The sequence below is a fragment of the Hahella sp. NBU794 genome (assembly GCF_050749805.1).
Classification (GTDB): domain Bacteria; phylum Pseudomonadota; class Gammaproteobacteria; order Pseudomonadales; family Oleiphilaceae; genus Hahella.
Window position 1 is genome coordinate 484,351 of sequence record NZ_CP192738.1, and the last position, 17,768, is coordinate 502,118.

The window sequence follows — 17,768 nt, forward strand, 5'->3', positions numbered from 1 at the left end:
TATTAATCGCTGACTGCAATGCCGCTAGGAACCTGGTTGGGAATCAGTTTACGAAGATCAAGGCTGTTTGCGTCCGTCAACGTATGCAGGAAGGCGATTAAAGCGCTGACCTCCGCATCCGATAGCGGGTTGGGGCGTAGCTCGTTGTTCTGAGCGATCTTGTCCCGTAGCGAAACATCCTCGTAGCCCTGAAAGTCAATCTCGTCCAGATCGCTGCGCGAGGGCATCAACGTCTGCGATGTGTCGTAGTTGTCCAGTGACTCCAGCGCATTCAAATGATGCCTGACGACGCCTTCCAATGATGCATAAGCGCCGCTGTGGCCATACGGAGCGGTATGCGCGACATTGCGCAGCGAGGGCGTTTTGAACTTGGCGAAGTCACTCTGTTCACGACTGGCTTCCGTCCGACCGCGATCCTCTAATGGCATGCGCGCCTCCGGCCCGGGGCCGATTTGCGGCATGGCGATGTTATGGAAGCTGTGGTCGGTCTGGAATTTACCGCTATGACAGCTGTCGCAACCTGCCGCGCCATAGAATAAGTTCATACCTTCCACTTCCTTCGGACTGAGAGCGTCGACATCGCCTCGCAGATACTGATCAAAACGGCTGTTGTCGGCGCGAAAGGCGTTGGTTTCAAAAGCGGCGATGGCGTTTGCGTAATGAGCGATCTTGATATCTTCAGGCAGGCTGATATTGGGATATGCGGCCTGGAATAACTCGACATATTCTGGAATGGCGCGGATGCGTTTCAGATAACCTTCCCAAATGGGACGGAAGCGACCATTGCCGGGGCGGACGGAGTCGGCGATTTCATTCTCACCGCGTTGTCCGATCATCTCATTGATGTTGGCGATGGGGAACAGCGCCTGTCCGGCTAGCACGTTATCCAATCCCCCTGGTTTTTCCGGGCCTGCCGGAATACTGATTTCGCTGGGCTTGTCCGCATTGCCCTCCATGATGCCTTGCCAGTTGAGATGGATAAACTCCCGCGCGCCCAGGTTATAAAGGTGTGGCGCATGTCGACCTATACGACCGGGCACGGCGTCGTCGCCGAAACCTGTAGTGCGATAAGGACCGATAAAACGCCCGCCTTCGCCGATGCCCAAAGACAAACCATCCGTTGTAGCGAGCAGTGGGTTATGGCAAGTGGCGCAGGAAATATTGCGATTGCCGCTCATGATTTTGTCGAAGAAGAGCATCCGCCCTAACTCATATTTAGCTGGAGCCGGATCGCCATTATCGTAGTAATCCGAATCGACGACAGGCGTCGGTAAAGGCCCGGCCAAGGCGTGTGCGCTGGTTAAAATAGTAAGTGCGATAGAACGACGTAAGAGATTATTTTGATTGGAACGAGTCACAGCATTCTCCCTGTAAAAGCTGTCGCAGTAATACTCCCTCTGCTTTGTATTATTTGTTGTTAGCTTGTATGAGGCGACGCGGGTTTTAGCATCATTTTTCGTATTTTGGTTAACCCGGAGCCTCTGAAATTGACCCGACTTTGTACTTTTGGTGGCGTAGCTCTCCTTTGCTTTTTCGTTAGGTAGGTCTATACGACTTTATTCAAATGAATTTTCTTTGTAAACAGAATGTTACGTTTATTGTAGGGGCAGTGAATTTGGGGCATGTCGTCGTTGGGGTAAGGGCATGTAGAGCATGGATATACAGCCCGCATAATTGATCCTGTTCCGCCGTAGGCGTCCAGCCGGCTCCCGTCAGATGGGACAAATCCTGTCTTAGTATTTAACCCGGCGGCGGTAACGCCGCCTGGTCGCTCAGAAAATCTATGAAGGCTTTTATTCTGGCGCTGGTGAGGCGGCGGCTGGCGTGTAGCGCCCAGACTTCCACTGGTGGGGTGGGCAGGCGTCCCCAGTCGACCAGGGTTCCGTTGGCCAGATCCTGTGCGATTAAAGCATAGGGCAAGATGGCGACCAAACCGCCGGTGAGCACCGCGTCGCGCTGCATCAGCGGGGAGGGCAGACGTAGTGCGCTGCGAAGCAGGTAAGCCCGTTCGATTTGGCCATCCAGCACGCGTAGCGTGCGTTCGTCTGGCGTGCTGGAACGAGTGACCGCAGGTATGGGAACTGTTTCATCACGGGGTTGCGAGAGCCCGGCCGGGGCCACGAGGTGTTGGACGTTACGCAGTATGCAGCGGCCGACAAGCTGGCTATCCGGGCGGGGATTGACGCGAATGACGACGTCATACCCTTCTTCAATCAGGTCCACCTCGCGCTCTTCCACCGTCACCTCCAACTGGATTTCCGGGTAGGCCTGCGCAAACTCGGCGGCGCGCCGTCCCATCACCATATGTCCAAACATCATCGGGCAACTGACGCGAAGGCGGCCGCGGGCAGGAGCGCGGTCGTGGGTCAACGCGGTCACCGCCTCATTCAGATCGGCCAGAAGATCGCGTGTTCTTTCGTGCAGCCATTGTCCTTCTTCAGATAAGGCGAAAGCCCGGCTGTCGCGGTTGATCAGACGAATGCCCAGCTGATCCTCTAACCCCCGAACCTGTCGGGAAAGCGTGGCCTTAGGTTTGCCAGAAGCCTGTTCCGCCCGACTGAAGCCGCCATGGCGCGCGACGAGGTCGAAGTGCGCCAGGGCGTCCAGGACAATAGCTTGTTTCATTTATGGAACGCTCCGTCAGAATATTGGTTATTTATTGTCATTTGTGGGATGGCCTATTCTACCCGAGTTCCATTCGCAGGGCGCAAGCAGACGGCTCTTAACCCCCGCCCCGTAGCGGTTGTTGTATCGCGCCTGTCGTAAGTTGTTCGAATTACAGAGGTGTAAAAAGATGTCCCGAGACCAAAACGAACTCTTCACCAACCATCCCGTCAGCCCGGCCGACCTCGCCGTTGTAGACGCCATACGCCAGCAAACCGCTCCTTTCAAAGGCATGCTCAATGGGCCGCAGGCGCGTGACAGTTATAATCAGATGATAGAAGAAACGCCCGCCGCCGCTGGTGTGGAGTATTACTCCGATACCGTGGGCGGCGTGCCGGGGGTGTGGGTGCGGGTTAAGAACGCGCTTTCCGGCGCGGTTATTCTCTACTTGCACGGCGGTGGTTATGTGGTGGGTTCCGCGCATGCCTACCGGCATTTTGCCGGGCAATTCGCCGCGCGGACGGGAATCGATGTGTTTATCGCAGATTACGGACTGGCGCCCGAGCATCCGTTTCCGTCAGCGTTGAACCAGGCGAAAGCGGTATACGCGGGGCTGATTGCGGCGGGACGCCAACAGATCGCCATCGTGGGGGATTCCGCAGGCGGTGGGCTAGCTCTGTCACTGGCTGAGCAGATCGGCGCTGACAAAGAGGGCGCTTATGGGCTCGCACCGGTTTGCTGTGTGACCATGTCGCCGTGGACCGATCTGGCTCTGACGGGGGCGAGCCACGAAGAGCGCGCCGAAGAGGAGTTCTATCTGACGTATGACGCGGTGGCGGCATTTGCTGGATATTACCTTGCTGGCCACGATGCATATGATCCGAAAGTCTCGCCCCTGTATGGTCAGCATTCCGGATTGCCTCCATTGCAGATTCATGTAGGAACGGCGGAGATACTGCTGAGTGATTCACTGGCGTACGCAGAGAAGGCGCAGGCAGCCGGCGCTGTGGTCAGCGCGCATGTTTGGGAAGCTATGCCGCATGTATTTCCTAATGGATTTGCTCAGATTGATGCGGCGGAGTGCGCTATGCAGTTGATGTCTGATTTTCTTGTCTCTCACTTTTAAACGTGATCGGGGGGGGGAGCGTCATTATGGCGGTTGGGCGATGATTCGCCTCGCCAATGCTTTTCGGCGCTCTTCTCAGACTCTTTCAATGGTCGCGATCTTGAGCCGCAATAAGAGAATTGACGGGGAATGGGCTATAAGTACTTGTTATAGTGATGGGTTCCCTGTCCGCGCTGCAAGCGTGTGACGTACTTATATTTAGCTATTACGCCGGCGCGTCCTAACGCAGGCTGTAGCCCAACACTGACCCTGTTAACGACTGATATATCATTATGCGACGTTCCAGTTCCGCCACCGATGCGCCGGACAACGAAGCGGGGATCAAAACTCTCCGATCTTTGTGGCCTTATCTGCTTGAGCATAAACGCCGGGTTTCATTGGCTTTGTTATGTCTGATGGGGGCTAAGGGTGCCAGCGTCGGCTTGCCGTTTATTCTTAAGTACATTATCGATGGCCTCGATTCGGGGCGCGCCAACATTGTGGTGGGATTGCCGCTGGCGTTGCTGTTGGCCTATGGCGCGGCAAGGCTCGGCAATGTGCTGTTCGGCGAAGTGCGCGATGCGTTATTTGGAAGAGTGACGGAGCGGGCCATGCGGCGCATCGGCTTGCAGGCGTTTCAACATTTGCACTCCCTGGATCTGGATTTTCACTTAAATCGCAATACCGGCGGCCTGTCTCGGGATATCGAGCGAGGGCTGTCCGGCATCAGCTTTCTGATGCGGTTTATGGTGTTCAATATCGCGCCCACGCTGCTGGAAATCCTCATGGTGATCGGTCTGCTGTTGATGAACTACTCCCTGTGGTTCGCGCTGATCACCTTTGTCGCCGTGGTGTTGTACGTCGCTTACTCCGTGGTGGCGACGGATTGGCGTACGGAGCATGTGCGGGAAGCCAATCGCGCTGACTCTGAAAGCAATACCCGGGTGGTGGACAGTCTGCTCAACTACGAGACAGTGAAATATTTCACCAACGAAGAATACGAGGCGCAGCGCTATGACGCCGATCTGGCGCGTTGGGAGCGGGCGCGGCGCAAGAACCGCCTGTCGCTATTCGTACTGAACGGCGGGCAGGCGTTTATTGTGGCGCTGGCCATGACGTCGATGATGATTCTGGCTGCGCAAAATGTCGTGGCGGGAGACATGACCTTAGGCGACTTCGCCCTTATCAACGCTTTTATGATGCAGCTATTCATGCCGCTGAATTTCCTGGGTTTTATCTACCGCGAGATGAAAGGCTCGCTCGCCAACATTGAGCAACTGTTCGTACTGTTGCGCAGAACCTCGCAAGTGCCTGACAAGGCGGGTGCGCCGGAGTTGCAGGTCGGACAGGGGGCGCTTGAATTTTCTGACGTCCATTTCGGCTATTCGCCCCAACGCCCCATATTGCAAGGCGTTAGCTTCCGCATTGAACCGCAGCGCAAAGTGGCGGTGGTGGGAGGCAGCGGGGCGGGGAAGTCGACGCTGGTCAAACTGCTGTTCCGTTTCTATGACGTCAATGGCGGCGCGATAAAAGTGGATGGGCAGGATATTCGGGAGGTGGCGTTGAGGTCGCTGCGTTCTGCGATTGCGATTGTGCCTCAGGATACGGTGCTGTTTAACGACACCATATACGAAAACATCCGTTATGGTCGGATTGATGCGACCGAGGAAGACGTGTGGCGCGCTATCCGTATGGCGCATTTGGAAGGGTTTATCCAACGTTTGCCTGAGGGCGCAAATACGTTGGTGGGAGAGCGTGGATTGAAGTTGAGCGGGGGGGAAAAACAAAGGGTCGCTATCGCCCGTGCGATTTTGAAGAACCCGCCCATACTGGTGTTTGATGAGGCGACCTCTTCGTTGGACAGTAAGTCCGAACAAAGCGTGTTGCAGGCGATCAGGGAAGTCTCTCAGGGGCAGACCAGTCTGGTGATCGCCCACCGGCTGTCTACGGTTATCGACGCCGACTTGATTGTGGTGTTGCAGGAAGGAAAAGTCGCTGAGCAGGGGACGCACTCTGAACTGCTGGCGCGCAATGGCGTATACGCCAACCTTTGGCGCATTCAGCAACGGGAGGATGCGGAAACTCCGGCCGCCGGGCCGGAGCAAGAAGCCTCAGACGAGAATTATTCAACGCCCAAATAATCAGCTTTGCCGATGTCTACACCGTTATGGCGCAGGATGGCGTAGGCGGTGGTGATGTGGAAATACAGATTGGGAAGCACGAAGTGCAACAGGTAGCGCTGACCGGTGAAGGTTGGCGTATAAGAGCCCAGCTTCAGTTGAATGGTCTTTTCTTCCGTATTGTCGATCTGCTCTGGCGTGAAGGTTTTTACGTAATCAATGGTCTTGGTGACCCGGGCGGATAACTCCGCCAATGTGGTCTCGTTGTCCTCGAAAACCGGCGGCTGTTGGTCGGAAAGTCGTGCGACGCAGCCTTTCACTGTATCAGTGGCGATCTGAATCTGGGAAGAAAGCGGCAGCATATCTGGATACAGGCGGTAATTAACCAGGTTTTGAGGATTGAAGCCTTTTTTCTCCGCGTGGGCGGCGGCTTTCTCCAGGATCTGGTTGAGGTTGCCGAGCATGCGGATGAAGATGGGGACGGAAGTCTGGTACATGGATATAGACATAATATCGCCTCCAGCGATGATAAGAGTTGGTTATTTGCGGTCATAAGGCCGGTCATGGCCGGTAAATACAAGCTAACCAGACGGCGCCGACAGATCCTGGCGCCGGGCTCCCCATTCTAACTGGCTCAGAGTGGGAAGACGTAACTTAATGACATACTTTTTAGCGGTTACGGTTTTCCGACGTGCGATTGGTTAAAATTTGAGTATAATGTCGCCCGCAAATTTTTTGCTCTGGTTTTACGTTCCAGCACGCAATATAGGAAAAGTGAATGTCACAGTATGTTATCTGTGCGCTGTACAAGTTCGTCGCCCTCGACGACTTTGAGGCGCTGCGCGCTCCATTGCTTGAAGTCATGGAGAAAAATGAAATCAAAGGCACCTTGTTGCTGGCCCGCGAAGGCGTAAACGGCACGGTCTCCGGAACCCGCGAGGGGATGGATGCGCTGCTGGCCTGGCTGAAATCCGATCCTCGTATGGCGGACCTGAGCTACAAAGAATCCTACGATGAGAACATTCCGTTCTATCGCACCAAAGTCAAACTGAAGAAAGAAATCGTCACCATGGGCGTGGAGGGCATTGATCCGAAACGTGTGGTGGGCACTTATGTCAAACCACAGGATTGGAACGCGCTGATTACCGATCCTGAGGTGTTGCTGATCGACACTCGTAACGATTACGAAGTGCAAATCGGCAAGTTTAAGAATGCGATTAATCCAAATACGGAAACGTTTCGTGAGTTTCCAGATTACGTCAAAAGCAATCTTGATCCAGCCAAACACAAAAAAGTGGCGATGTATTGCACTGGCGGCATTCGCTGTGAGAAATCCACCGCTTACTTGAAAGAGCTGGGCTTTGAGGATGTCTATCATCTGGAAGGCGGCATTCTGAAGTATCTGGAGGAAGTGCCTCAGGAAGAATCAACCTGGGAAGGCGAGTGCTTCGTATTCGACAACCGGGTGGCGGTGGATCACGGCCTCAACAAAGGCAGCTATGACCAGTGTCACGCCTGTCGTATGCCGATCAGCGCGGAAGATATGCAGAGCGAGCATTACAAGAAGGGCGTCAGCTGCCCTCATTGTTATGACAAGGTATCCGAAGACCAGCTTCGCCGTTTCGCAGCGCGTGAGCAGCAGATTGAACTGGCTAAGTCGCGCGGAGAAGAGCACATCGGCTCTGAAGCGGCCAAAGCCATCAAGAAGCGCCAGGCTGAGAAAAAGCTGAAGCGCAAAAACTATCATCAGCACCTGACTCAGGGCGCTGAATAGCAAAAAGGCCGGCTTAAACGCCGGCCTTTTTCGTTGTGGTTTCCCCTGCCTTAATCCGCAATCAGACGGCTGAGTTGTTGGTTCAGTCGCGCCACTTCGCGTCTGAGTTCGTTGACCTCGTCCAATAAATCCAATGACATGGCGAGCCCGGGCAGGTTGAGCTGCAGGTCACGCTGCAGGCGCATCGCCCGACTTAATCGCGCCAATGCCAGCGTATCGAACTGCCATTGGTGGGCGGGCCGCTCCTCCACTGGCGCGATGACGCCATAACTGACCAGCTCGATAATGAACTCGGCGTTGACGCCGCCGCGCTCGCATAATTCGCGCAACGTGTAGGTGTCGCTTTGTCCAAGCACTTCCACCGTGCTGATGATCGTTTTACGCGTCATCTCTCACACCCCCAACTTGCTGCGCGGATTATAGGATTTTTCTTTTTCCGCAAGCTCCTTATAAAGCGCTTCCGCATCTGCGCTATGGGACTTGGGTAAGGTTACCTGCAGTACGATAATCTGGTCTCCGGCGGGATTGCCGGGCAACCCTTTGCCTTTCAGTCTCAGCTTTTGTCCGCTGCTGGCGCCTTTGGGAACTTTTACGTTGACCTTACCGCTCAATGTTGGCGCGGTCACTGTGGCGCCCAACGCAGCTTCCCATGGCGAGACCGGCAGGGTCAGGTAAATATCCTTGCCGTCGACGGAGTACACCGGGTGGGGCGCAAGCTCCACTTCCAGAAACAGATCGCCGTTCTCAGCTCCGCCAAATCCTGCCGCGCCCTGACCGCGCAAACGAATGTGCTGTCCAGGTCCCATGCCGGCTGGAATTTTCACATTGAGAGATTTGCTGCGATGACCTACCAGCCCGTATTCGTCGATCTCCGGCACTTGCACCTGAACTTGTTTCTCACATCCGTGGAAAGCTTCCTCCAGGAACAAGGCGATTTTGGCGTGCACGTCCTCGCCGCGCATGCGGAAGCTCTGCTGATGACCCTGCTTATAGGTGCGATGGGCGGAGCCGCCGCGACCGAAGATGGACTCGAAAAAGTCGCTGAAGTGGCGCGCGTCCGCCTCGGTGAAGCCGCCGCCGTTGAAGTTTGAAGCGGATTCCCAATCTGGCGGCGGACGAAAACGGCCATCTTCGCCATAGGCGCCCATGCGCTTGAGTTGATCGTACTCCGCGCGTTTTTCCGGGTCTTTCAATACCTCATAAGCTTCGCCGACTTCTTTGAATCTGACCTCCGCATCCTGTTCTTTACTGACATCCGGATGATACTTACGGGCGAGCTTGCGGTACGCTTTTTTGACGTCATCGGCGGATGCTGCTTCCGCGACGCCGAGAATCTTGTAATAGTCTTTGAATTCCATAGATTTTTACCAACCTTCACAGACCCTGCGTCTCATTGCCGTTAGAATATCCAGCCCAAGGTCGGGCGGGCATTGCCATAGGTCAGATATAATGCTGAAAAGGCGACATTCAACGTCGGACCACATAAAATAAGCGGCTTTTTCAGGGGAAGGAGTCAGCGCCCTCTATGCTGAGCTATCAACATGTCTATCACGCAGGCAACTTCGCCGATGCCCACAAGCATTGGGTGCTGTCTTTATTGCTGCAGGCGCTATGTAAAAAATCCACGCCCTGGCGCTATCTGGAAACCCATGCAGGCCGCGGCGACTATGACCTGACCTCGGAGGAAGCGCAAAAAACCTCAGAGTGGACGGCGGGCATTTTGCCGCTGATGCAGGCCAAAGGGACCTGTCCGCCGGAGTTCGACGCCTATTTAGCGGCGGTGAGAGGGTTGAATCCCGACGCTGGAAAACTGACCCGCTATCCAGGCTCTCCAGCTATCGCCGCTGGTTTCCTGCGTGAGACGGACCAGTTGGCTTTGTGCGAACTGCACCCTAAAGAATACGCAGAACTTAAGCGTCAATTTGGCCGGAACAGGCAAATCCATGTCCACCAAAGAGATGGCTTCGAGGGCGTTATGGCGATGTCGCCGCCGCCGGAGAAGCGCGGCCTGGTGATGATTGATCCCAGCTATGAGCTGAAGGACGACTATCAACGTATTCCCGCCTATGTAAGCAAACTTACGAAGAAGTGGTCGAACGCGGTCATCGCCATCTGGTATCCCGTACTTGCGGAGAAGCGTCATGAACAAATGCTTGAGTTGATGCGTCAGCTCCCTTTGCACAAGACGCTGCGTAGCGAGTTGATCTTAACGCCGGTGGCGCGCGGAATGTACGGAAGTGGTATGCTTGTGATCAATCCGCCCTGGCGGCTCGATAAGCAACTGCAGGCGGGTTGGGCGCACCTCAGCGAAGCCCTTCGCGGCGATCCAAAAGCCTCCTGTAGCGCTGATTGGCTGATAGCGGAGTAATTACCGCAGCGACAAGCCGGCCTGGGAGCGCCGACGCTTGAGGATGACACAAAGGGGATGCGGCAGGCGCCGCAGCCTACTGGACATGAATTCATTGGATACAGGTTTGTGTGGTGAATTGGACTAGCCAAGGAACAATATTAATAACCGGAGCGGCCCAGAGGGTTGGGCTCCATTGTCTGCAGCGGTTGCTTGAAAAAGGCGAGCGGGTCGCCATGACCTATCGCTCCGAGCGGCCGGAAATCACAGAACTGCGGGAGCGCGGGGCGATATGTCTGCAGGTGGATTTTACGGAACAAAGCTCCGTCGAACGGCTTATACGACGGTTAAAGGAGGAAGTGGGCCCACTTAGGGCGTTGATACATAACGCGTCCTCATGGGCTCCCGACCGGAGTGAGGATACGGACTACCGGGCGGTGATGCAGGATATGGTGGCGATACACATGACGGCGCCTTACCTGCTGAATATGCATTGTTACGACCTGCTGGAGCAGGGACGTAACCCATGGTCCGATATCATTCATATTTCCGATTACGTGGTTGAAAAAGGAAGTGACAACCATATTGCGTACGCCGCCGCGAAAGGGGGAATGGAAAGCATGACCCGATCTTTCGCCAAACGCTACGCGCCGCATATCAAGGTAAACACTATCGCTCCGTCGTTATTGATGTTCAATGACGGCGACGATCCGGACTACCGAACTAAAACCTTAAGGAAGTCCGCCCTTGGGATCGAGCCCGGTCCCGACGTGGTCTGGCAGGCGATCGCCTTTATCCTGGACTGCTCGTATATGACCGGGCGGGAAATCAAGCTCGATGGCGGACGTCATATCCGTTGATCATAATGATCCATAGGTAATGTAGAGGAACCAACATGTTAGACAAACTGGTCGCGCAGTACAGCGCAATTATTGAATCCCTCGGAGAAGATGTTAACCGAGAGGGACTGCGCGATACGCCTAAGCGCGCCGCCAAAGCGATGCAGTTCCTGTGTCGCGGCTATAACCAGTCGTTAGAGGAAGTCACCAACGGAGCGATTTTCGAGTCGGATACGGACGAAATGGTTCTGGTTAAGGACATCGAATTATACTCCCTGTGTGAACACCATCTGCTGCCCTTCATCGGGCGTTGCCACATTGCCTATATTCCGAATGGCAAGGTGTTGGGCTTATCGAAGTTTGCGCGCATTGTGGATATGTTCGCACGTCGAATGCAGATTCAGGAGAATTTGACCCGACAGATCGCAGAAGCCGTCCTGAAGGTCACCAACGCTCATGGCGTCGGCGTGATCATCGAAGCGCGCCATATGTGCATGATGATGCGCGGCGTTGAGAAGCAGAACTCGGTTATGAGCTCATCCGTCATGCTGGGCTCCATGCGCAACAATCCTTCCACCCGCAGTGAGTTCCTCACGCTGGTGCATAGCCGTCGGGCGCTGTAAGCGCTATCGACAGGGGCGCCGCACCGCGGCGGCCTCCGCACAGGCGCTTGTCAGGTGATGGGCGCTTCGCTGCGGGAAATATGATCCTCCATATCGGAGTGGAATGTCTCCACTACCTGTTCCGCCAAGTCCACCTGATTAAAGCGCGCAATGTGAAAGATCGCCTCGCCTTCATGAGCCAGCGGCAAATTACTGCGTCCTATGACAATGCCGGAGCAGGGCGATAAAATGGGTTCGCCCTGGCTGTCCAGGGGGCCATTCAGGTAGCCCAGCAAGTCTCCTTTGTTAACCCGACTTCCCAGGGGTTTCAAAGCACGCAGAAATCCGCCTACCGGCGCCCGCACCCATTGCGAGGACCGCGCTACCACTGGCGTAGCTTTAGCTCTGCCTTTCACACGCATCTTGATCATGCCCAGTTCTTCCATCACCCGGCGCACGCCACGAACGCCGGCGGCGATGCAGTTCTCATCAAAGCGCAGCGCTTCTCCCGCTTCATAGGTGATGATCGGTACGCCAAGGTCGTCTCCGGCGCCGCGAAAGGAGCCGTCACGGATTTCCGCATCAATAATCACCGGCACGCCAAACATATGCGCCAGATCCGCCGCTTTCTGGTTGTCCAGATGTACCCTTATTTGCGGAAGATTGCTGCGATCGATAGCGCCTGTATGAAGGTCAATGGCGTAATCCGCCTGTTGCAATACGCAGGTGGTGAACAGGTGCGCCATACGCGCCGCCAGTGAGCCTTTTTCGCTACCGGGAAAGCATCGATTGAGGTCGCGTCGGTCAGGTAAGTAACGGGATCGATGAATGGTGCCCAGCACGTTCACGATGGGAACGGCGATCAGGGTGCCTTTCAGATTTTTCAACCAGGTGGCGTGCAATACACGCCGCACGATCTCTACGCCGTTGAGTTCGTCGCCATGTATCGCAGCGCAAATCAGCAGACGCGGACCTTTGGACCTGCCGTGAACCACTTCGACAGGAATGGATACATCGGTTTGGGTGTAGAGCTGTCCGACGGGAAGCTCGAATTGTTGACGATGTCCCGGCGCGACCTGCGCGCCGAGAAATTCAAAAGGTTTGGACTTAACCGCCATTGTTGCACATCCTGACTGTCTTCAAGCGGCGGCTTCGTCCGAAGTTCGCCAAGCGTTACCGCACCAGTTCGATTTCGCCATTGACGGTCATGGTGACCGTTTGCGTGCCGGCTGCGACGGCAGGCGTCGCCATGTCGGCCATCTTGGCTGCGCCGAAGCTGCGCATTTCCTGGCGGGCATAATAGACGGGACCGCTGCTTGAAATATTCATGTTTACGATTTTGTAGCTCTGCGCTCCCAGTTGGGAGGTAATCAACTTGGCGCGCTCGCCAAATGATTTCAGCGCTTCGCCGATCAGTTCGTTTTCTTTGGCCGCTTTCAGAGCGTCAGAGGCGTCGAATTCCACATTTTGTACTTTCAAACGCTCCTGCAGTTCGCCAATAAGGCCGGACAGCGCTTCGATATCTTTACTTTCCAGTTTCAAAGACTGCTCCGCGTTCCAGGCTACGATTTTTTGCTCTTTGTAGCGGGGATCTGTGCGGTAGTCCTGAGTCTGATACTTCACGCTTTTGGCGGATTTTACTTCATCCAGCGCCCAACGCATGGCTTTGTTTACATCATCCGCCGCTTGTTGCGCGGTTTTCTGCTGTGATTGGGAGTGTAGTACGACGCGCATGATGTCGTTCTCCAGTTCGCCTTTGGCTTCGGTGGAGAGTTGAACGCGATCGTAATTGGTTTGCTCCGCAGCGAACGCCGGCATGGCCAGAACGCTGAGTACAAGAAATCTGCTTATCGACATGATTTTCTCCCTAATCCTAAAAATAGTTGCTGTTCAGCAACATAGCAAAATGATCCTAAGTGCTAAAGATAAATTTAGTTAAGGAGATGCGGTGACGAATGAATTTACGACGGGACGTGTTAGTAAAGAAGGGAGAGGGAAAAAAATTCAGCAACGTGCTTTATTCAGGACAAAAAAAAACCGCGAAATAAATTTCGCGGCAGGAATTGTGCACTTTCATCAGGCTGGAGTCCAAAGGGTGTCAACAGTAGTAGATGCTGTTGAGATACTCATCCAACGCTGCAAAATTTGCTTGCTCTTGGTCAGTATTTGGAACACAGACTTTCCAATTTTCATCATACATCATACTTGTCTCTCCCTAAGTCAAGTGGCCTGAGTCGGTTCTCTAGGGCCTGAAAACACAGTTAAACGATGGCTACTGCTTCACGTTTACGGGATTCATATTATCAAGGCGAAAGAAAACTGGCTTGACCTCCTGTGTTAAGCTTTTGACATTCTGTTGCAACTTTGCGCAGCTATGGTCGGCTTCTTCTGTAATTGCTACAGCGTCTGCATTGTTGCGGAAAAATCGCCCCCGACTCTTACCGCCATACGTGGATGATTGTTATATTGGCCGCTAATAATAATTAACAGTCCCATTTAAATGGTTGAGATTAGTTGATATGGATCAGCCCACTGTCGCCGGTTCCACCGTTAAAGCGCTTTGCTTTTGGCTTGCTGAGCGAGGGATGGATATCAATGCGTTGGCGCTTGAGGCTGAGCTGGACCTCTCCATGCTGGAGGATCAGGACTATCGTGTCCCGTTACCGGCTTATAATCTGTTGTGGTCGCGTGCAGAAGAAACTTTGGAAGACCCTGCTGTTGGCCTGCACGTAGGAGAGTGGGTTGATTCGCGTCGCATGGGGGTGATTGGACACATTATCTTCAACAACCGCACTCTGGAGCAGGGGTTAAAGCAGTACGTACGTCTGTCTGCGCTAGTGAACGAGGGCGTGCGTACGGAATTTCACCTGCAGGGGGACGATGCGGTCATTGAGTATCACTGCGAACGCCCCGAGTATTATCACCGCGCGGGCATGGATCGAATGCTGGCGTTGTCAGTGACCAGGGCGCGACGCTTTGTCAGCGAGAAGATCTTCTTGACCAAAGTGGGGTTTTCTCACCCCGAACCTGAGTATGTCGCTGAGTACGAGCGTATATTTCAATGCCCGGTGAGCTTCGGCCAGCCCTGTTGCTCCCTCGCCTTCAATAAAGACTTTCTTACCTTTGAACTGCCCCAGCGTAATCCCTATCTGCATCAGGCGCTAACTCGCCAGGTGGAGGCGCTGCTGCAAAAGCTGTCCCTGCGCCGTACGGTGTCGCACAAAGTAAAGGCGATTGTGGCCAAACGTTTGTCCCGAGGCGATATCGAAGCGGAAAAAGTGGCGGAGAAAATGAACATGTCGCGCCACACCCTGTACCGCAAATTGAAACAGGAAGATGTGTCATTCCAGGAACTGGTGGAGCAGGTGCGTAAGGATAAAGCCTTGGATTATCTGCAAAAAGGCAAGTATTCCCTTAGTGAAATCGCTTTTCTGCTGGGATTCTCCGAGCTGAGCGCATTCAGCCGCGCGTTTAAGCGCTGGACCGGGGAGAGCCCCGCCAACTATCGCAGTCAGCAATAGCTGGCGTCATAAGGCTTAGCCTTCTAAAACCCTTCCGCATCAGTGTCCGCCTCACCGCTCTTCCGCGTGGGACGGGCGAGCAGTAACGACAACAGAATGCTGATGATGGCTCCGGAGATAAATAGGGTGACCGTGTAACGGTTATTGGTTTGATCATGGAAGGCCTGATTGGGCGTAATGCGCAACAGCCACTGCCGCTCTGGCAGTTCCAGCGTATCGCTGTACAGCCAGGATTTGCGTTTCTTAATATTCTCCTCACCGTCCGGCGGCAGCACCAGCTTCACTAATGGGTCGCTGGCGTAGCGCATCAAGTCAAACATGGATAGGGTGAAGCCCTCAGGCTTGTAGTCGACGACCGCGGTTTTCAGGCTGTGCTCCAGATCGAAACTGATGGCGATGAGCATATCGTCGACGCGACGGATATAGCGAACTTCGCCGCGGTAGGCGGGATTCTGGGAGTTGATGCGGGTCACCGGCGTTGCGATGGTTTCCCCGCTGCGCCACGCCTCGTCGAAGGCGGGTTGCAGCTCGGGCAGTTCGGTGACGCGCTTGATGTCGTTGAGCGTCAGGGGTTGCAGGCTGTTGATGTCCGTTACGCTGAAACGACGGCTATCATCGGCGGATTTGGCGATAATCAGGTGCTCAATGGAGCTGATGTTGGGAAATCCCTGCAAAAACACTCGTGTGGCGTCAGTGGCCGCGTCCTCCGACTCGGGACGAGCGCTGCACATGCGAAACCACAATTCCGCAGCGGCGCGATTTTGCTCGAACGTGCGGCGGACCGTTTGTGCAATAAACTGCGCTTCCTGGACAAAACGCGCATGAGCGTCTTTTTCTTGCTGCTTATTGGAAAAATAGGACATCGCTGCGGTTAGCGATAGCCCCACCAATAGCGCCAGGAGTGATGGCAGAGAAAGTAAAAAACCGTACATATTGCGGGACTGCATTGAATCCTCCGGATAATTGCCGCCCCCAGGCGGTTACCAACCTACTTCCGCTGAAAGCGTACTCCATATTCGTGACAGCCGGTAACTATAGAGTTCCCTATTATCCGCATCAAGCGGAAGCCTGAAAGCCTTTATCTTTGATATACATAAGTGCCCGGTGCGTCACAAAGTTGCGGATAATCGGAATCCGGCGCGCCAAGCGGCGGAGGCGAGGTTTGCTCAGGGCTGCTGTGATCCCGCAGCCACTGGCTCCAGGCTGGCCACCATGAACCGTCATGGCGAGACGCGATGTTAAGCCAGTCGTCGGGGCTGTAATTGCGGTCCTTGCCGTAGCGGGTGTTGATTTGATAACTGCGCCTCGGGTGACCGGGCTCGCTGATGATGCCGGCGTTGTGGCCGCCGCTGGTCAGTAAGAAAGTAATCTCCGCGGAGCTGGTGAGACGGCGGATTTTATAAACGGATTTCCAGGGCGCGACATGATCTTTGGTGGCGCCAACGACGAAGATGGGAATGCGGATATCGCGTAAAAATATCGGACTGTCATCCACTTCAAAACGGCCTTCGGCGAGGTCGTTATTCAGAAACAGGCTGCGCAAATATTGTGAGTGCATGCGATAGGGCATGCGGGTGGTATCCGCGTTCCAGGCCATCAAGTCGTTCATCTTGCTGCGTTCGCCCAGCATATATTCGCGCACGATGCGCGACCACAGCAGATCTTTCGAACGCAACATCATGAAGGCGCCGGACATTTGCGTGGCGTCCAGGTAGCCCTGTTCCCACATCAGGTCTTCCAGGAAGGTGAGCTGACTTTCATTGATGAACAACATCAGTTCGCCAGCTTCCTTGAAGTCTGTTTGCGCGGCGAAAAGGCTGATGGTGGCGAGTCGTTTATCTTCATCTCTCGCCATCGCGGCGGCGGCGATGCTGAGCAGGGTGCCGCCGAGACAATAGCCGACGCCGTGTATCGGCGGCGCGTTGGGAACGATGGCGGAGATAGCGTCCAGCGCTTCCATCACGCCCAGATGCAGATAATCCTGCATGCCGAGATTGCGATCTTTGCCATCCGGATTCAGCCAGGAAATCATAAACACCGTATGGCCTTGCTCCACAAGATAGCGCGCCAGGGAGTTATGCGGCGACAGGTCGAGAATGTAGTACTTCATGATCCACGCGGGAACGATAAGCACTGGCTCTTTGTACGTGCTCTCAGTCGTAGGCGCGTACTGAATCAGTTCTATCAGGCGATTGCGATAAACCACTTTGCCCGGAGTCACGGCGAGGTTCTCGCCAACCTTGTAGTTTTCTGAGCCGACAGGCGGGTCGCCATTGAGCAGGCGCTGAGCGTCTTCGCGCCAGTTCTCCAGGCCGTCGAGAAAATTTTTGCCGCCGGTTTCCAGGGTTTTCTTGATGACCTCCGGATTCAACCAGGGAATGTTGGATGGAGACATCAAATCCAATATCTGACGCGCGCAAAAGGAGACGATATTTTCGTTGCGGGGCGACACGCCGGGAATATCCGTGGTTGCGTAGTGCCACCACTGCTCGTAAAGCAGGAACCATTGGTAGGCCAGATTAAAGGGAAAGTGACCCCATTCCTCGTTGCGAAAACGCATATCCTGGGGAAGGGGTTCAATGACTGGCTCCGGGTTCTGGTTGGCGATGGCGCGGGAGCAATAGACGCCATAACGCAGCAGATTGCGGGAGATGTTTTTGGCCAGTTCAGCCTGCTTTCCGGGCGCCATGACCGCATGACTGACCCAGTCTGTGTACGCCTGAATGAAAGCGGCGGGAGAATTGCCGCCAGTGCCGTACCCGATAAACGCATGCAGGAGGCGGTCAATCGCCTTGGATTCCGCAAATAGAGAGCTGTCGTCCACGTTAGCCTCTTTGTTTTAGTAGACGTTAAAAC

At 54.6% G+C, this 17,768-nt stretch carries 16 protein-coding genes; 7 read left to right on the forward strand and 9 right to left on the reverse strand.

The features are described 5' to 3' along the window. Positions 1-2: 2 nt before the first annotated feature. Both ACQYWX_RS02155 and ACQYWX_RS02160 read right to left on the reverse strand, forming a co-directional pair. A complete protein-coding gene (locus ACQYWX_RS02155; protein ID WP_431687735.1) occupies positions 3-1,358 on the reverse strand; it encodes a cytochrome-c peroxidase in 1,356 nt (451 codons plus the stop codon). 382 nt (positions 1,359-1,740) lie between these two features. After that, a complete protein-coding gene (locus tag ACQYWX_RS02160; RefSeq protein WP_431687736.1) occupies positions 1,741-2,625 on the reverse strand; it encodes a LysR family transcriptional regulator in 885 nt (294 codons plus the stop codon). A gap of 169 nt (positions 2,626-2,794) precedes the next feature. Between ACQYWX_RS02160 and ACQYWX_RS02165 the strand changes: the two genes are divergently transcribed. Continuing rightward, on the forward strand, positions 2,795-3,730 hold the full coding sequence (locus ACQYWX_RS02165) for an alpha/beta hydrolase (protein ID WP_431687737.1): 936 nt from the start codon (positions 2,795-2,797) through the stop codon (positions 3,728-3,730). A gap of 272 nt (positions 3,731-4,002) precedes the next feature. Beyond that, positions 4,003-5,850 carry an ABCB family ABC transporter ATP-binding protein/permease gene (locus ACQYWX_RS02170; protein ID WP_431687738.1) on the forward strand — a complete coding sequence of 616 codons (1,848 nt, stop codon included), beginning with the start codon at positions 4,003-4,005 and terminating at the stop codon, positions 5,848-5,850. Here ACQYWX_RS02170 and ACQYWX_RS02175 read toward each other — a convergent pair. Then, positions 5,832-6,338, reverse strand: coding sequence for a DUF1993 domain-containing protein (locus ACQYWX_RS02175; protein ID WP_431687739.1), 507 nt, complete (start codon positions 6,336-6,338; stop codon positions 5,832-5,834). The genes ACQYWX_RS02170 and ACQYWX_RS02175 overlap by 19 nt on opposite strands. A 269-nt stretch (positions 6,339-6,607) precedes the next feature. On the opposite strand from ACQYWX_RS02175, the gene ACQYWX_RS02180 reads away from it, so the two are divergent. Further along, a complete protein-coding gene (locus ACQYWX_RS02180) occupies positions 6,608-7,603 on the forward strand; it encodes a rhodanese-related sulfurtransferase (RefSeq protein ID WP_431687740.1) in 996 nt (331 codons plus the stop codon). A 50-nt stretch (positions 7,604-7,653) separates the two neighbouring features. Here the strand turns inward: ACQYWX_RS02180 and ACQYWX_RS02185 are convergent, their stop codons facing one another. Beyond that, complete coding sequence (locus tag ACQYWX_RS02185; RefSeq protein ID WP_216738897.1) at positions 7,654-7,992, reverse strand: chaperone modulator CbpM; 339 nt, start codon at positions 7,990-7,992, stop codon at positions 7,654-7,656. 3 nt (positions 7,993-7,995) lie between these two features. Next, complete coding sequence (locus ACQYWX_RS02190; RefSeq protein ID WP_431687741.1) at positions 7,996-8,961, reverse strand: DnaJ C-terminal domain-containing protein; 966 nt, start codon at positions 8,959-8,961, stop codon at positions 7,996-7,998. A gap of 167 nt (positions 8,962-9,128) precedes the next feature. Here ACQYWX_RS02190 and ACQYWX_RS02195 point away from each other — a divergent pair, with 167 nt between their 5' ends. The 3 genes from ACQYWX_RS02195 to folE all read left to right on the forward strand — a co-directional run bounded on the left by ACQYWX_RS02195 (position 9,129) and on the right by folE (position 11,412). Next, positions 9,129-9,971 carry a 23S rRNA (adenine(2030)-N(6))-methyltransferase RlmJ gene (locus tag ACQYWX_RS02195; protein ID WP_431687742.1) on the forward strand — a complete coding sequence of 281 codons (843 nt, stop codon included), beginning with the start codon at positions 9,129-9,131 and terminating at the stop codon, positions 9,969-9,971. Between the two features lie 113 nt (positions 9,972-10,084). After that, positions 10,085-10,810 (forward strand): dihydromonapterin reductase, encoded by a 726-nt coding sequence (gene folM / locus ACQYWX_RS02200; RefSeq protein ID WP_431687743.1) that lies wholly within the window; start codon positions 10,085-10,087, stop codon positions 10,808-10,810. Between the two features lie 35 nt (positions 10,811-10,845). Beyond that, complete coding sequence (gene folE / locus ACQYWX_RS02205; protein ID WP_216738893.1) at positions 10,846-11,412, forward strand: GTP cyclohydrolase I FolE; 567 nt, start codon at positions 10,846-10,848, stop codon at positions 11,410-11,412. A 50-nt stretch (positions 11,413-11,462) separates the two neighbouring features. Here folE and ACQYWX_RS02210 read toward each other — a convergent pair whose 3' ends face one another. Then, positions 11,463-12,509 carry a succinylglutamate desuccinylase/aspartoacylase family protein gene (locus ACQYWX_RS02210; protein WP_216738892.1) on the reverse strand — a complete coding sequence of 349 codons (1,047 nt, stop codon included), beginning with the start codon at positions 12,507-12,509 and terminating at the stop codon, positions 11,463-11,465. Between the two features lie 55 nt (positions 12,510-12,564). Further along, positions 12,565-13,248, reverse strand: a complete 684-nt coding sequence (locus ACQYWX_RS02215) for an SIMPL domain-containing protein (RefSeq protein WP_011394511.1) — start codon at positions 13,246-13,248, stop codon at positions 12,565-12,567. Between the two features lie 662 nt (positions 13,249-13,910). Here ACQYWX_RS02215 and ACQYWX_RS02220 point away from each other — a divergent pair. Beyond that, positions 13,911-14,912, forward strand: coding sequence for an AraC family transcriptional regulator (locus ACQYWX_RS02220; protein ID WP_216738891.1), 1,002 nt, complete (start codon positions 13,911-13,913; stop codon positions 14,910-14,912). Positions 14,913-14,935: 23 nt separating this feature from the next. Here the strand turns inward: ACQYWX_RS02220 and ACQYWX_RS02225 are convergent, their stop codons facing one another. Beyond that, entirely contained in the window at positions 14,936-15,859 is a 924-nt protein-coding gene (locus ACQYWX_RS02225; RefSeq protein WP_279503751.1) for a hypothetical protein, read from the reverse strand. Between the two features lie 131 nt (positions 15,860-15,990). After that, positions 15,991-17,736: a PHA/PHB synthase family protein gene (locus tag ACQYWX_RS02230; RefSeq protein WP_431687744.1), complete on the reverse strand. Its 1,746-nt coding sequence runs from the start codon at positions 17,734-17,736 to the stop codon at positions 15,991-15,993. Positions 17,737-17,768: the final 32 nt, after the last annotated feature.

Excerpts from the sequence above, each read along its gene's own strand:
- ACQYWX_RS02160 (WP_431687736.1), bottom strand. The coding sequence starts at position 2,625 with ATGAAACAAGCTATTGTCCTGGACGCCCTGGCGCACTTCGACCTCGTC.
- ACQYWX_RS02165 (WP_431687737.1), top strand. The coding sequence starts at position 2,795 with ATGTCCCGAGACCAAAACGAACTCTTCACCAACCATCCCGTCAGCCCG.
- ACQYWX_RS02170 (WP_431687738.1), top strand. The coding sequence starts at position 4,003 with ATGCGACGTTCCAGTTCCGCCACCGATGCGCCGGACAACGAAGCGGGG.
- ACQYWX_RS02175 (WP_431687739.1), bottom strand. The coding sequence starts at position 6,338 with ATGTCTATATCCATGTACCAGACTTCCGTCCCCATCTTCATCCGCATG.
- ACQYWX_RS02180 (WP_431687740.1), top strand. The coding sequence starts at position 6,608 with ATGTCACAGTATGTTATCTGTGCGCTGTACAAGTTCGTCGCCCTCGAC.
- ACQYWX_RS02185 (WP_216738897.1), bottom strand. The coding sequence starts at position 7,992 with ATGACGCGTAAAACGATCATCAGCACGGTGGAAGTGCTTGGACAAAGC.
- ACQYWX_RS02190 (WP_431687741.1), bottom strand. The coding sequence starts at position 8,961 with ATGGAATTCAAAGACTATTACAAGATTCTCGGCGTCGCGGAAGCAGCA.
- ACQYWX_RS02195 (WP_431687742.1), top strand. The coding sequence starts at position 9,129 with ATGCTGAGCTATCAACATGTCTATCACGCAGGCAACTTCGCCGATGCC.
- folE (WP_216738893.1), top strand. The coding sequence starts at position 10,846 with ATGTTAGACAAACTGGTCGCGCAGTACAGCGCAATTATTGAATCCCTC.
- ACQYWX_RS02210 (WP_216738892.1), bottom strand. The coding sequence starts at position 12,509 with ATGGCGGTTAAGTCCAAACCTTTTGAATTTCTCGGCGCGCAGGTCGCG.
- ACQYWX_RS02215 (WP_011394511.1), bottom strand. The coding sequence starts at position 13,248 with ATGTCGATAAGCAGATTTCTTGTACTCAGCGTTCTGGCCATGCCGGCG.
- ACQYWX_RS02220 (WP_216738891.1), top strand. The coding sequence starts at position 13,911 with ATGGATCAGCCCACTGTCGCCGGTTCCACCGTTAAAGCGCTTTGCTTT.
- ACQYWX_RS02225 (WP_279503751.1), bottom strand. The coding sequence starts at position 15,859 with ATGCAGTCCCGCAATATGTACGGTTTTTTACTTTCTCTGCCATCACTC.